Origin of the sequence: Rhodanobacter sp. B2A1Ga4, from assembly GCF_018101315.1 — a bacterium.
In the GTDB taxonomy this organism is placed as follows: Bacteria; Pseudomonadota; Gammaproteobacteria; order Xanthomonadales; family Rhodanobacteraceae; genus Rhodanobacter; species Rhodanobacter thiooxydans_A.
In genome coordinates, this window is the sequence record NZ_JADBJR010000003.1 from 196469 (window position 1) to 208648 (window position 12180).

At 68.1% G+C, this 12180-nt stretch carries 11 protein-coding genes, 1 tRNA gene and 1 riboswitch; of the genes, 6 read left to right on the forward strand and 6 right to left on the reverse strand.

Going from position 1 to position 12180, the window contains the following annotated elements; genetic code table 11:
* The first annotated feature begins 20 nt into the window (after positions 1–20).
* Both IMW82_RS11760 and IMW82_RS11765 read left to right on the forward strand, forming a co-directional pair.
* Positions 21–659, forward strand: a complete 639-nt coding sequence (locus IMW82_RS11760) for a glutathione S-transferase family protein (RefSeq protein WP_211004576.1) — start codon at positions 21–23, stop codon at positions 657–659.
* A 4-nt stretch (positions 660–663) separates the two neighbouring features.
* Complete coding sequence (locus IMW82_RS11765; RefSeq protein WP_211004577.1) at positions 664–951, forward strand: GIY-YIG nuclease family protein; 288 nt, start codon at positions 664–666, stop codon at positions 949–951.
* 6 nt (positions 952–957) lie between these two features.
* Here the strand turns inward: IMW82_RS11765 and ppc are convergent, their stop codons facing one another.
* Positions 958–3663 carry a phosphoenolpyruvate carboxylase gene (gene ppc / locus IMW82_RS11770; protein ID WP_211004578.1) on the reverse strand — a complete coding sequence of 902 codons (2706 nt, stop codon included), beginning with the start codon at positions 3661–3663 and terminating at the stop codon, positions 958–960.
* A 110-nt stretch (positions 3664–3773) separates the two neighbouring features.
* Positions 3774–3904: riboswitch (S-adenosyl-L-homocysteine riboswitch) on the forward strand.
* 80 nt (positions 3905–3984) lie between these two features.
* Between ppc and ahcY the strand changes: the two genes are divergently transcribed.
* The 4 genes from ahcY to IMW82_RS11790 all read left to right on the forward strand — a co-directional run bounded on the left by ahcY (position 3985) and on the right by IMW82_RS11790 (position 8036).
* Positions 3985–5424, forward strand: a complete 1440-nt coding sequence (gene ahcY, locus IMW82_RS11775; RefSeq protein ID WP_211004579.1) for an adenosylhomocysteinase — start codon at positions 3985–3987, stop codon at positions 5422–5424.
* A 206-nt stretch (positions 5425–5630) separates the two neighbouring features.
* On the forward strand, positions 5631–6455 hold the full coding sequence (gene metF, locus IMW82_RS11780) for a methylenetetrahydrofolate reductase [NAD(P)H] (protein ID WP_211004580.1): 825 nt from the start codon (positions 5631–5633) through the stop codon (positions 6453–6455).
* Between the two features lie 25 nt (positions 6456–6480).
* Complete coding sequence (locus IMW82_RS11785) at positions 6481–7053, forward strand: DUF4124 domain-containing protein (protein ID WP_211004581.1); 573 nt, start codon at positions 6481–6483, stop codon at positions 7051–7053.
* A gap of 65 nt (positions 7054–7118) precedes the next feature.
* Positions 7119–8036: a branched-chain amino acid transaminase gene (locus tag IMW82_RS11790; RefSeq protein ID WP_108471942.1), complete on the forward strand. Its 918-nt coding sequence runs from the start codon at positions 7119–7121 to the stop codon at positions 8034–8036.
* 265 nt (positions 8037–8301) lie between these two features.
* On the opposite strand, the gene IMW82_RS11795 is transcribed toward IMW82_RS11790, so the two are convergent.
* The 5 genes from IMW82_RS11795 to IMW82_RS11815 form a co-directional block, all read right to left on the reverse strand.
* The gene (locus tag IMW82_RS11795; RefSeq protein WP_211004582.1) at positions 8302–9585 is read right to left on the reverse strand and encodes a HAMP domain-containing sensor histidine kinase; all 1284 of its coding nucleotides are present in this window, start codon (positions 9583–9585) and stop codon (positions 8302–8304) included.
* On the reverse strand, positions 9569–10255 hold the full coding sequence (locus IMW82_RS11800) for a response regulator transcription factor (protein WP_007509416.1): 687 nt from the start codon (positions 10253–10255) through the stop codon (positions 9569–9571). The genes IMW82_RS11795 and IMW82_RS11800 overlap by 17 nt, the downstream gene beginning before the upstream one ends.
* 340 nt (positions 10256–10595) lie before the next feature.
* Complete coding sequence (gene rimK / locus IMW82_RS11805; protein ID WP_108471944.1) at positions 10596–11516, reverse strand: 30S ribosomal protein S6--L-glutamate ligase; 921 nt, start codon at positions 11514–11516, stop codon at positions 10596–10598.
* A 10-nt stretch (positions 11517–11526) separates the two neighbouring features.
* The gene (locus IMW82_RS11810; RefSeq protein WP_211004583.1) at positions 11527–11979 is read right to left on the reverse strand and encodes a RimK/LysX family protein; all 453 of its coding nucleotides are present in this window, start codon (positions 11977–11979) and stop codon (positions 11527–11529) included.
* Between the two features lie 34 nt (positions 11980–12013).
* Positions 12014–12087 (reverse strand) — tRNA-Gly (locus IMW82_RS11815).
* Between the last annotated feature and the right edge of the window lie 93 nt (positions 12088–12180).

The window sequence follows — 12180 nt, forward strand, 5'->3', positions numbered from 1 at the left end:
TCGCTGGACTACTCTTGCGGATGATCGCCATGTACACGCTCTACTACGCCCCCGGCTCGGCCAACCTGCTGGTGCACCTGGCGCTGCTGGAAATCGGCGCGCCGCACGAGCTCAAGCGCATCGACATCGAGAAGGGCGAGCAGCGCAGCGCGGCGTACCTGGCGGTCAACCCGAACGGCGTGGTGCCGACCCTGATGGTCGACGGCGTGCCGCACGGTGAAGCCGCGGCGCTGGCGATGCTGCTGGCCGAACGCCATCCCGAGGCGGCGCTGACGCCAGCCGCAGGGAGTGCCAAACGCGCCGACTACCTGCAGTGGATGCTGTACCTGGCCAACAACCTGCAGCCGCTGTTCCGCCAGTGGTTCTACCCCGGCGACCACCTGCCCGAAGGCGCCGACACGGTCAAGCAGGCGGCCCGCGCCGGCATCGAGAAGTGCTGGACGAAGCTCGACGCCCACCTTGCCGCGCATGGCCCGTATCTGCTGGGCGACCACTTCAGCGTGGTCGACCTGTACGCGCTGATGCTGATGCGCTGGTCGCGCAACATGCCGAAGCCGGCGACGGCATGGCCGCAGCTGGCGGCACTGGCCACACGCCTGAAGGCGCGCTCCTCGTGGAAGCAGGTCTGCGCGGCCGAAGGCCTGGTCGAATGGGCCTGAGCCCATGAGCGACACCCCCGGTACGGACGCCTGGGCCGTCTACCTGCTCGAATGCGCCGACGGCCGCGTCTACACCGGCATCGCCCGCGACCCCGAGCAGCGCTACGCGAAACACCTCAGCGGCAAGGGCGCCCGCTTCACCCGCTCCAACCCGCCGAAGCAATTGCTGGGCTGGGTATGGGTCGCCAGCCGCGGCGAGGCGCTCAAGCTGGAGATCGCGTGGAAGCGCTTGCCGCGCGAAGCCCGCATCGCCGCCCTGCGCGAAAGCAAACACCCCACGCCCCTGCCGTAGGGCGGGTCAGCCAGTGTTCTGCAAACCTTGCGATACACCATTGACGCAGGCGACCAGGGCCTGCAGCACGGCATCGTCTTCGCCGCCGCCTGCGCGCCAGCGCTGCAGCAGGTCGACCTGCAGCAGGCTCATCGGATCGACATAGGGATTGCGCAGGCGGATCGAGGCGGCCAGGCGCGGCTCGCCCTGCAGCAGCGCGTCGCTGCGCTTGAGTTGCAGCAGCCAGTGGCGGGTGCGCGCGAACTCGGCGCAGATCAGGCCGAAGAACTCCGCGTGCAGCGGGCCGGACAATTTCGAGAACGCTTCGGCGATGTCCAGGTCGCACTTGGCCAGCACCATCTCCACGTCGTCCAGCAGGTTGGTGAAGAACGGCCAGTCGCACGCCACCTCGGCCAGCGTTTCTTCGCCGAACTGCTGCGCGCCCTGCTCCAGCGCGCTGCCCAGCCCGTACCAGCCGGGCAGGATCGAGCGGCACTGGGTCCAGGCGAATACCCACGGGATCGCGCGCAGGTCCTGCACGCCGCGCATGCTGCGCCGGCTGGCCGGGCGTGAACCCAGGGTCATCCGCTCGATCACGTCGACTGGCGTGGCGCTGCGGAAATAGTCGACGAATCCGTCGCGCTCGACGAAGGCGCGATAGCTCTGCCGGCTGGTCGCCGACAGCGTGTTCATCACTTCGCGCCAGCGCTCCTCGCGCGGTTCGTCTTCACGTGGACGCAAGCTGGCGCGCAGCACCGCACCCACGGTCTGCTCCAGGTTGCGCAGTGCCAGCGCGCGGATGCCGTACTTGCGATGGATCACCTCGCCCTGTTCGGTCACCCGCAGCACGCCGGCCACCGCGCCGCGCGGCGAGGACATCAGCGCCGGCGTGATGCGCGCACCGCCGCGGCTGGCCGAGCCCCCGCGGCCGTGGAAGAAGGCCAGGTGGATACCGGCCGCGTTCGCCACTTCCAGCAGTTCCACCTGGGCGCGCTGCAGCCCCCAGCGCGAGGCCAGCGTGCCACCGTCCTTGCCGCTGTCGGAGTAGCCCAGCATCACCCACTGCTGGTCGCCGCGCGCGGCGAGGTGGCGGCGGTAGACCGGATCGTCGAGCAGCGCGCGCAACGTCGCCGGCGCGTTCTTCAGGTCGTCGACGGTCTCGAACAGCGGCGCGACGTTGAGCGGCACGTCGCCCGCCGCATCAACCAGCCCGCCACGCCGCGCCAGCGCCAAGACCGCCAGCACGTCGGCGGCCGAACGCGCCATGCTGATGATGTACAGGCCGGTGGCGTCGCGGCCATGGCTGCGACGGCTGTCGCGCAAGGTGGCGAACACGGCCTGCAGCGACTCGGCATTCGCGTCGCTGCTGTGTGCAAACGCGGCTTCGCCGCTGGCATAGGGGCGCAGCCGGTCGGCGCGTGCACTGCTGTCGCGGGTGGACCAGTCCGGATCGACCAGCAGGGCCGCCAGCGCGTCATCGTGCACGCGCGAATCCTGCCGCACGTCGAGCCGCGCCAGGTGGAAGCCGAAACTGCGCACGCGGCACAGCAGGCGCTCCACCGCATAGGCGCCGGCGTGCACGCCGCGATGCTGCAACAGGCTGTCGGCGATCAGCTGCAGGTCGTCCAGCAATTCGTCACTGGACGGATAGCCGTCCGCAGATTCGTCGCCGGTCAGCGCCAGCCGCGCGCCGACCAGCTGCAGCAGGCAGCGGTACGGCATGTCGGCATGCCGCGGACGGATCTGTGCCGCGGCGGCGGGAAAGCGTGTGCGGTAGTCTGCCAGCCGCACGCGCAGCGCCACCGAGGCGGCGACCCGCCCCTCGGTCTGGCTGAGTGACCGCGCCAGCGTGGCCACGTCCTCGCGGTAGCGCTCCAGCACCAGCGCGCGCTGCGAGTCGAGGCAGTCGGCGATGGTGTCGGCACCCACGTTCGGGTTGCCGTCCATGTCGCCGCCGACCCAGCTGGCGAAGCGCAGCAGCCGCGGCAACCTGATCGCCACGCCGTAGGTCTGTTGCAGTGCCTGCGCCAGCGATTCGTACAGCGCCGGCACGATCCGGTACAGCGGGTTGGCCAGGTAAAAATCCACGTGCTCGCGTTCGTCCTGCACGCTGGGCCGCACCGGCGAGGCCTCGGCGGTCTGCCAGCCGGCGGACAGCGCCATGTAGATGCGGTCGTCGTCCTCCTGCCGCTCCTGCGGCGTGCGCTGCGGGTCGAAGCCGTCGATCAGCGAAGCGACGATCGCCTGTTCCTTCTCCAGCAGCGAGCGGCGCACCGCCTCGGTCGGGTGCGCGGTGAACACCGGCTCGATCCATAGCCGGTCAAGCCAGCCAACCAGTTCGTCGGCGCCCACGCCCTCGGCCTTCAGCCGGCCCAGCACGTCGAGCAGCGACTCCGGCTGCGGCGCGCTGCCCTCGCGCTGGTAGTCGCGGCGACGACGGATGCGGTGCACCCGTTCGGCCGTGTTCACCGCCTGGAAATAGGTAGCGAACGCGCGCGCCAGCGCCTCGGCGTCGTGGGCGTCGAGGCCGGCCAGCGAGACGGCCAGGTCGTCGACCGAAGCGCCCTCGCGGCGACGGCGGATCGCCGCGGTACGCACCTGCTCGACCCGGTTGAAAAACGCGTCGCCACCCTGCTCGGCCAGCATCCGCCCGACCATCGCGCCGAGCCGGCCGACGTCCTCGCGCAGCGGGCCGTCGGGCGGCAGGAATTCGGGTTCGCGACTTTGTTCCACGCAGCTGCTCCAGGGCGGGCCAAGCCCCAGCGTAACCAATCCGGGCGCGGGGGACACCCAACCATGCGGCATAAGCTCATGTCTGCCGTTACAATGCCTCCTCTGTACTGCCCGCCGAGGGGCGCTGCGACCGTTGCCGTGAAGGCGGATCCCATCCGCAAAATCCCCACCTCCCGGTGCGGGTCCTTCACAAAAACGGCCAGGCTCGGCGCGGCACGTTCCACAACGGCGCCCGGTTGCTTGTACGCGAGTCCCTTCGCAGCAGGCCGGCCATCCATGACCGGTCCCTTCGCAAGAGCCTCGCACTAACCGGAGATACGCATGAACGCCGCACTCAAAGAAAACCACCACGACTACAAGATCCGCGACCTGTCGCTGGCCGACTGGGGCCGCAAGGAACTGGACATCGCCGAGCACGAGATGCCGGGCCTGATGTCGATCCGCAAGAAGCACGCCGCCACCTTGCCGCTGAAGGGCGTGCGCGTGACCGGCTCGCTGCACATGACGATCCAGACCGCGGTGCTGATCGAGACGCTGAAGGACATCGGCGCCGACGTGCGCTGGGCCTCGTGCAACATCTTCTCGACCCAGGACCATGCCGCCGCCGCGATCGCCGCCACCGGCACGCCGGTGTTCGCCTGGAAGGGCGAGACGCTGGAAGAGTATTGGGACTGCACGCTGGACGCGCTGTCCTTCCCCGACGGCAAGGGCGGCTTCCTCGGCCCGCAGCTGGTGGTGGACGACGGCGGCGACGTCACGTTGCTGATCCACAAGGGCTACGAGCTGGAGAACGGTTCGAAGTGGGTCGACGAGAAGGCGTCCTCGCACGAGGAGCAGGTGATCAAGAACCTGCTCAAGCGCGTGCACAGCGAGCGCCCGGGCTACTGGCACACCGTGGTGAAGGACTGGAAGGGCGTCTCCGAGGAGACCACCACCGGCGTGCATCGGTTGTACCAACTGGCCGAGGCGAAGTCGCTGCTGATCCCGGCGATCAACGTCAACGACTCGGTCACCAAGAGCAAGTTCGACAACCTGTACGGCTGCCGCGAGTCGCTGGCCGACGGCCTGAAGCGCGCGATGGACGTGATGCTGGCCGGCAAGGTCGCCGTGGTCTGCGGCTATGGCGACGTCGGCAAGGGCTGCGCGCACTCGCTGCGTGCGTATGGCTCGCGCGTGGTGGTCACCGAGATCGACCCGATCAACGCGCTGCAGGCGGCTATGGAAGGCTTCGAGGTCAACACGGTCGAGAGCACGCTGGGTCGCGGCGACATCTATGTCACCACCACCGGCAACAAGGACGTGCTGACGCTGGATCACCTGAAGGCGATGAAGGACCAGGCCATCGTCTGCAACATCGGCCACTTCGACAACGAGATCCAGGTCGACGCGCTGAACGCGATGGCCGGCGTCGAGAAGATCAACATCAAGCCGCAGGTGGACAAGTACGTGTTCCCGGACGGCCGCGCGATCTTCCTGCTGGCCGAAGGCCGCCTGGTCAACCTGGGCTGCGCCACCGGCCACCCGAGCTTCGTGATGTCCAACTCGTTCTCCAACCAGACCCTGGCGCAGATCGACCTGTGGGCGAACAAGGACAAGTACGAGGCCAAGGTCTACATCCTGCCGAAGAAGCTCGACGAGGAAGTCGCCCGCCTGCACCTGGAGAAGATCGGCGTGAAGCTGACCACGCTGACCAGGGAACAGGCTGGCTACCTCGGCGTGCCGGTCGAAGGCCCGTACAAGCCGGATCATTACCGCTACTGATTTGCCGGGAATGGAGAATCGGGAATGAGAGCCCGGTTCTCCCACATGACGGGACGCAGCGATGCGCCCGTTTTTTATGCGTGGGCCCGGGACTCCTCGCCCATCCTGCGGCCGACGCGGCAGCATCCCGCCCCTACCTACAATCTATCGCTTCATCGCGACACAAAGATATATACTCGACGGCACCGCCACCAGGAACCCGTGCGATGCCGTCGATCAGCTTCGAATTCTTCCCGCCCAAGACCGACGAGCAGCGTGCGCAGCTGGATCGGGCGGCGCAAGTTCTGAAGGCGCACCGGCCGGACTACGCCTCGGTCACGTTCGGCGCCGGCGGCTCCACGCTCAGCTATACCGGCGACACCGTGGCGCGGCTGCATGCGCAGCATGGGCTCAACGTGGCGCCGCACCTGTCGTGCATGGGCGGCACCCGCGCGGAGATCGCCGCGCTGCTGGACGGCTACCGCGCGGCAGGCTACCGGCGCATCGTGGCACTTCGTGGCGACATGCCTTCGGGCATGGCCACCGCGGGCGACTTCCGCTACGCCGCCGAGTTGGTGGCATTCATCCGCGAGCACTGCGGTGACCACTTCCACATCGAGGTGGCGGCGTACCCGGAAACCCATCCGCAGGCCGACGACGCGCTGCGCGACCTGCAGCATTTCAAGGCGAAGATCGACGCCGGCGCGAACGGTGCGATCACCCAGTACTTCTTCAACCCCGATGCGTATTTCCGCTTCGTCGACGACGTGCGCCGGCTGGGCGTCGACGTGCCGATCGTGCCGGGGATCATGCCGATCACGAACTACAGCCAGCTGCGGCGCTTCTCCGAGATGTGCGGCGCGGAGATCCCGCGCTGGATCGCCAAGCGCATGCAGGCGCACGGCGACGACGCCGACGCGGTGCGCGCGCTTGGCGCCGAAGTGGTGGCGCAACTGTGCCGGCGCCTGCTCGACGGCGGCGCGCCCGGGCTGCACTTCTATACGCTGAACCGGGCCCGTGCCACGCAGGCGGTACTGCAGCAACTTTCCTGATTCACTCGGCGGGTATGCTGGCGCGATGCACCGGTCGGCCATCCTGCCCTGCCTGATTCTGCTTGCCTGTGCCGCGCCCGCCGCGGCGCAGACGCCGATCCATCGCTGCATCGGCGCGAGCGGCGGCGCCGTGTTCACCGACCAGCCCTGCGCGGCGCTGCAAGCCACTCCGGTCAGCCCGAACGCTCCGTCCGCGCCGGCCACTTCGCCGGCAGCGCCGTCGCCCGTCCTGTGCGCCGCCAGTCCCGACGAACTGCGCCGCAGCGTGATCGCCGCCTTCGCCAGTCGCGACGCCAACCGCATGGCCGGCCTGATGCTGTGGGACGGCGATGGTCGCGGCGCGGTGATCGCGGACATCCGCTCGCTGGCCGAACTGATGAAACAGCCGCTGCTGGACGTGGACCTCCCGGACGGCGCCGCGCCGGCCACTGCCAGCACCGGCATCCCGCCGATCACGGACACCCCGCCCGCGCCGCCGTCGGACGGCAACCAGCTGGTGCTGCATACCGCCGGCAACGACGGCAGCGGCAGCCCGCGCGAACTGCGCTTCGACCTCGTGCGCCAGGCCGGCTGCCTGTGGCTGCGCAGCGCGGATTGACGCAGCCGTTGACGCCGACCCGGCGCCCAGCAGTTATCATGGGCGGTCCCCAATGGAGAATCGACATGGCCCAGCAATACCCCGAGTGGATCTGGCAGAACGGCAGCATCAAGCCCTGGGCCGAGGCGACCACCCACGTGATGTCGCATGCGCTGCACTACGGCTCGTCGGTGTTCGAGGGCATCCGCAGCTACGCCACGCCCGACGGCGCGGCGATCTTCCGCCTCACCGACCACCTGAACCGGCTGTACCAGTCGGCCAAGATCTACGACATGGCGCTGCCGTACACGGCCGACGAACTGGCCGCAGCCTGCCGCGAAGTTATCAAGAAGAACGGCCTGGGCGCTTCCTACCTGCGCCCGGTGGCGTATCGCGGACTGGGCGGCTTCGGTCTCTCCGCCGAGACCCCGATCGACATGGCCGTGGCCGCCTGGCCGATGGGCCCGTACCTCGGCGCCGAGGCGCTGCAGAACGGCATCGACGCCTGCGTGTCGAGCTGGCAGCGTTTCGCGCCGAACACCATCCCGGCCGGTGCCAAGGCCGGTGGCAACTACCTGTCCGGCCAGCTGATCGCGCGTGAAGCGCGCCGCCTGGGCTTCGGCGAGGGCATCGCGCTGGCCTCCACCGGCCTGCTCAGCGAAGGCGCCGGCGAGAACCTGTTCCTGGTCTTCGACGGCGTGCTGCACACTCCGCCGGCCAGCGCCTCGCTGCTCACCGGCATCACCCGCAACACGCTGATGACGCTGGCCCGCGAGGACGGCATCGACGTGGTCGAACGCGACATCCCGCGCGAATACCTGTATCTCGCCGAGGAAGTGCTGATGTGCGGCACCGCCGCCGAGATCACCCCGATCCGCTCGGTCGACGGCAAGCAGGTCGGCACCGGCAAGGCCGGCCGCGTGACCCTGCGCCTGCAGGAACTGTTCTTCGGCCTGTTCGACGGCCGCACCCACGACAAGTGGGGCTGGCTGGAGCAGGTGTGATGTGCTCCCTCCCCTGCACCGCAGGGGAGGGCTGGGGTGGGGTCGCTCTTCGCCAAGCCAACGTCAAAAGCTACCCCCTCCCGGCCTCCCCCTGCTAGCAGGGGGAGGAGCGAAGCCGCTGTACTCCCTCCCCCTGCATCGCAGGGGAGGGTCGGGGTGGGGTCGCTCTTGATCTTCGCTCCCGGCAAGCCCGGACAACCCCTCACCTGAAGGACTCCCTGCGGTCACCAACCTCCCCCATGGCAAGGGGAAGGAGCTCACGGCGTCAGCTGAACCTGATGCTGGCGATCGCACCGTTGGCATCGGCGCGCGGGCGCATCGAGACGTCCCAGCCGTAGAGCTCGCACAGCCGGCGCACGATCGCCAGGCCGAGGCCGGCGCCGCTGCCGCCGGCGCCTTCGCCGCGCACGCCGCGCTGGAACAATCGCTCGGCGTCTTCCGGCTTGATCCCGGGGCCGGTGTCGATCACCTCGATGCGGCCGTCACCCACTTCGACGTGCACGCTGCCTTCGAGCGTGTACTTGATCGCGTTGCCGATCAGGTTGGTCAGCGCCACCGACAGCACCGAGGCCGGCGCGTTGACGTTGACCGGCGCGTTGACGGCAAGGTCGATGGTCAGCGGCTTGCCACGCATCTGCGGGCGCTGGCTCTCGATCACGTCGGCGGCGACCTTGCCCACCTCGGTGGTTTCGCCGCGGGTCGGGCCACGCCGTTCGGCGCGTGACAGCAGCAGCAAGGCCTCGATCAGCTCGGTGGCCTGGCGCGAGGCACGCTCGATGCGCTTCAGCCGCTCGCTCAGTTTTTCGGTGAGGTCGGGCGAGCCCTGCAGCAATTCGGTGGTGCTGGCGATCACCGCCAGTGGCGTGCGCAGCTCATGGCTGACGTCGGAGTTGAACTCGCGGTCGCGCTCGACCATCGCGGTGAGCCGCGCCGAATATTCGTCCAGCGCGTGAGCCAGCTCGCCCACCTCGTCATCGGCGAAATGCAGTGCCAGCGGTTCGGCCTTGCCGGCCTTGCGGAAGTCGCGCAAGCGTTTGGCCAGCTCGCTGACCGGCTTCAGGACCTTGCGCGACAACCACAAGCCAATCGCCAGCGATAACAGGCTGAACAGCAAGACGGCGCCGACCAGCGACAGGATCAGCTGCTGCTTGCCCAGGTCCTCGCGGCTGATGTCGTAGATGACGAACGCGATCAGGCCGTATTTGCGGCTGACCGCCAGCTTGTAATGGCGTGGACGACCCGACTCGTCCACGTCCTTCATGTCGTAGACGCCGTTCGTCAGGTTCTGCCAGGCCAGCGGCGCCTTGTAGATCGTGCGGTCGCTCCACAGCCAGGCGTCGATCAGGTCGGATTTCAGCGGCAGGTCGGGGTGCAGGTGCTTGTTCTCGACCGCCTGGTCGACGTCGTGCTGCAACGCCGACACCACCAGCTGATCTTCCACCTTCGCGCGCACGTACAGCGCGGCCACGGCAAACAGCGCGCTGAGGCCGAAGCCGAACAGCGCGAAGGAGACGATCAATCGAAAGCGAAGCTTACGCCTGGACTGCATCCGGCTCGACCATCCGATAGCCAATGCCGTGCCGCGTGTGGATCAACGGCTTGTCGAACGGTTTGTCGATCGCCGCACGCAGACCGTGGATGTGCACGCGCAGCGAATCGCTGTCCGGCAATTCCTCGCCCCACACGCGCTGCTCCAGGTCCTGCCGGGTAACCACCGACGGGCTCGCTTCCATCAGCGCCTGCAGCAGCTTCAGGCCGATCGGGTTCAGCTGGATCGACTTGCCCTCGCGGTTCACCGTGAGCGTGTCCAAGTTGAAGGTGAGGTCAGCCACCTTCAGCACGCGGCTCTGCGGGCCCTTGCCGCGGCGCGCCAGCACTTCCAGCCGCGCGGCCAGCTCCTGCAGCGCGAACGGCTTGGTCATGTAATCGTCGGCGCCGGATTCGAAGCCGGTCAGTTTCTGCTCCAGCGCGTCGCGTGCGGTCAGCATCAGGATCGGCGTTTGCTTGTGCGCCTCGTGGCGCAGCTTGCGCGCGACCTCCAGGCCGTCCATGCCGGGCAGGGTGAGATCGAGCACGATCACGTCGAAATCATGCACCACCGCCAGATGCAGACCGGTTACGCCGTCGCCCGCGAAATCGACCACGTTGCCCCGGTCTTCCAGATAATCGCCAATGTTGGTCGCGATATCGCTGTTGTCTTCGATCACCAGTACGCGCATGTGTCACTCCTGCACAGCTGGCGCACGGGCCGGCTGTGGCTGCAAGCTTAACAATCTTGGGTGAAGCCGGCGCACCGGCCACACCGTGAAACTGAATGGGGGGTCGCGCAGGCAATAAAAAGGCCCAGATGCGCGACTCGCCGTCGCCACCTGGGCCCAAGCTACTGCCCCGATACCATTGTCTGCCGTCACCGGGCCATTCAGGCCATCGTGCCGCAAAAAACAGTGAGTGCTTTATAGGGGGTCCGTGGTTACGGTGCGGTTAACCCGTTCTCGTCTGGCCACACTGCCCTCTTCGCGATGCCCAACGGGATGGTGCCACCCTTGCAAGCAGCAGCGCTCAGGCCTTGACAGGCTTGCGGCGCGGGCGGGACTCGGCGCACACCTCGCGGGCCTGCGCTTCCAGCAGGTCCATGATCGCGCCGGCCACGTCGACGCCGGTGGCTGCCTCGATGCCTTCCAGCCCCGGCGAGGCGTTCACTTCCAGCAGCAGCGGGCCGCGGTTCGAGCGCAGCAGGTCCACGCCGGCAATGCCCAGCCCCAGCGCAGCAGCGGCACGCACGGCGATGCGCTTCTCCTCGACGCTCAGCGTGGCCGCCATCGCCGTACCGCCGCGATGCAGGTTCGCGCGGAAATCGCCGGGCGTGGCGTCGCGCTGCATCGCCGCCACCACCTTCTTGCCGACCACGAAACAGCGCAGATCGCTGCCCTTCGCCTCGGCCACGAACTCCTGTACCAGGAAGTTCGCGTACAGCCCGCGGAATGCCTCGATCACGCTCTGCGACGCGGCGCGCTTCTCGGCCAGCACCACGCCGGTGCCCTGGCTGCCCTCGTTGAGCTTGATCACGTGCGGCGGATCGCCGAGCAAGGCCAGCACGTCGTCGGTGTCGTCCGGGTTGTCGCCGAACACCGTTACCGGCATGTCGATGCCCTGCGCAGCGAGGATCTGCAGGCAGCGCAGCTTGTCGCGCGCGCGCAGCACCGCGTCGGACGGGTTCGGCGTGTACACGCCCATCATCTCCAGCTGGCGCAGCACCGCGGTGCCGTAGAACGTGCTGGTGGTGCCGATGCGCGGGATCACCGCGTCGATGTCGCGCACTTCCTTGCCCTTGTAGCGGATCGACGACGCACCTGGCGCGACGCGCACGTAGCAGCGCAACGGATCGAACACGCGCACCACGTGCCCGCGCACGCGCGCGGCCTCGACCAGGCGCTTGGTCGAATAGAGTCGGGTGTTGCGCGACAGGATCGCGATCTTCATGGGCTGACCGTCATTGAAGGCCCGTGGCCACCGCCAGTGGCCGCGGCTGGGTATAGGAGCGCGCCGGGTCCACCGCAAAGCGCCCATCCAGCGCACTGCGGCCCAGCAGCATCGGAAACAGCATATGCCGGCGATCGGTCAGGTTGATGTCGACGCTGAAGCGCTGCCCGGCCAGTTGCAGCTCACTGCGGATGAACCAGCGTTCGGTGCGCCGGCCGCCGGTGTCGGTGACCGTGCGGCGGTCCAGCGCCGGCGCCTCGCAACGGGTGTCGACCAGCTGGCGTCGCCCGACATGCAGGGTGAAACGCAGCCAGGTTGCGCCGTCGCGCTGGAATTCTTCGAGGGTGTCCACATGCAGCGAACTGCTGCGCGCGCCGGTATCGAGCTTGGCCTTGAGCACGCCGATACCCAGCTGCGGCAACGCCAGCCGCTCCCGCCAGCCGAGGGTGATCAGATCCGCCATATGGGTTCGGGGAGTCGCTCGGGGGACCGGGGATTGGAGCGGGTGAAGGGAATCGAACCCTCGTCAGTAGCTTGGGAAGCTACAGCTCTACCATTGAGCTACACCCGCCTTGGCCGGCGGATGGTAACCCGGGATTCGCGTGGTTGAAAAGCTCGCGGGAACGAAGAGCACCCCTCCCCGGCCCTCCCCTGCCATGCAGGG

What these genes read in the sequence shown, in the direction of transcription:
- IMW82_RS11790 (WP_108471942.1), top strand. Translation starts at nt 7,119, where the DNA reads ATGGCCCAGCAATACCCCGAGTGGATCTGGCAGAACGGCAGCATCAAG.
- IMW82_RS11795 (WP_211004582.1), bottom strand. Translation starts at nt 9,585, where the DNA reads ATGCAGTCCAGGCGTAAGCTTCGCTTTCGATTGATCGTCTCCTTCGCG.
- rimK (WP_108471944.1), bottom strand. Translation starts at nt 11,516, where the DNA reads ATGAAGATCGCGATCCTGTCGCGCAACACCCGACTCTATTCGACCAAG.
- IMW82_RS11800 (WP_007509416.1), bottom strand. Translation starts at nt 10,255, where the DNA reads ATGCGCGTACTGGTGATCGAAGACAACAGCGATATCGCGACCAACATT.
- IMW82_RS11760 (WP_211004576.1), top strand. Translation starts at nt 21, where the DNA reads ATGATCGCCATGTACACGCTCTACTACGCCCCCGGCTCGGCCAACCTG.
- IMW82_RS11765 (WP_211004577.1), top strand. Translation starts at nt 664, where the DNA reads ATGAGCGACACCCCCGGTACGGACGCCTGGGCCGTCTACCTGCTCGAA.
- ahcY (WP_211004579.1), top strand. Translation starts at nt 3,985, where the DNA reads ATGAACGCCGCACTCAAAGAAAACCACCACGACTACAAGATCCGCGAC.
- IMW82_RS11810 (WP_211004583.1), bottom strand. Translation starts at nt 11,979, where the DNA reads ATGGCGGATCTGATCACCCTCGGCTGGCGGGAGCGGCTGGCGTTGCCG.
- metF (WP_211004580.1), top strand. Translation starts at nt 5,631, where the DNA reads ATGCCGTCGATCAGCTTCGAATTCTTCCCGCCCAAGACCGACGAGCAG.
- IMW82_RS11785 (WP_211004581.1), top strand. Translation starts at nt 6,481, where the DNA reads ATGCACCGGTCGGCCATCCTGCCCTGCCTGATTCTGCTTGCCTGTGCC.